Origin of the sequence: Streptomyces durbertensis (assembly GCF_014156695.1) — a bacterium.
GTDB lineage: Bacteria > Actinomycetota > Actinomycetes > Streptomycetales > Streptomycetaceae > Streptomyces > Streptomyces durbertensis.
The window spans coordinates 1-972 of record NZ_WMLF01000844.1 but is presented as its reverse complement, the minus strand read 5'-3'; the positions used below and the strand labels follow the sequence as shown (position 1 = coordinate 972).

Sequence of the window (972 nt, the reverse complement as noted above, 5' to 3'; positions counted from 1 at the left end):
GTCCTCCCCGCCCGTCCCCCGACCAGGTGCTCTCGCCGATCGGCCGGAGCGCGCCACCGCCACCGGTGTCTACGCTCGGAGAGTGAGCCCGCACAGCACGCCCTCCCCGTCCGCCACCCGCGACCGGGTCCCGCACGCCCTCCTCCCGGCCGAGCTGGCCGGGCCCGACCGGGCGGGACGCCGCACCGCCCGCGACTGGACGGTCGACGTGCTGCTCTTCGGCTGGGCCGTCATGTGGTGGGTGATCCTCTTCGTCGCCAACCAGGACTACGACTACCTGCCCGACTGGCTGCGCGTCGTCGATCCCGTCCTCGGCGGCGTGCTGTGCGTGGCACTGTGGTGGCGGCGCCGCTTCCCGCTGGCCGTCTCCCTCGCCGCCGTCCCGGCCGTCGCGCTCAGCAACACCGTCTTCGGCGCCGGCATGGTCATCCTGCTCAACCTCGCCATGCGGGTGCGATGGCGCTACGCGGTGCCCATCCTGGTGCTGTACCTGGTCGCGTCCGCGCCCTACGTGGTGATCTACCTCTTCCCGCACGGCGACGGCTGGGCGTCCGCGTTCTTCGTGGTCGCCTACAACCTGGTGTTCTTCGCCTGGGGTGCGGCGATCAGGGCCCGGCGGCAGCTCATCGCCAAACTCCGCGAAGACGCCGAACGCGAACGCGCCGAACACGCCCGCCGGCTCGCCGACACCCGCCGCGCCGAACGGGCGGCCATCGCCCGCGAGATGCACGACGTGCTGGCGCACCGCATCTCCCTGCTGTCCGTGCACGCCGGCGCGCTCGCCTACCGCACCCGCCAGTCCGCCGCCGGCGCCGGCGCCGCCCTCAGCGACACGGAGGTCGCCGAAAGCGCCCAGGTCATCCGCGACAACGCGCACCAGGCGCTGGAGGAACTACGCGAGGTGCTGCACGTGCTCCGCGCCGAGGAACGCCGCGCCGCCGGCACCGACCCCGACGCCACCCCGGCCATCGC

1 protein-coding gene is annotated in these 972 nt (G+C 73.9%); it reads left to right on the top strand.

The features are described from left to right. Positions 1–82: 82 nt before the first annotated feature. Positions 83–972 (top strand): histidine kinase (locus GL263_RS27230; protein WP_323379584.1); only part of this gene is annotated, 890 nt, incomplete at its 3' end.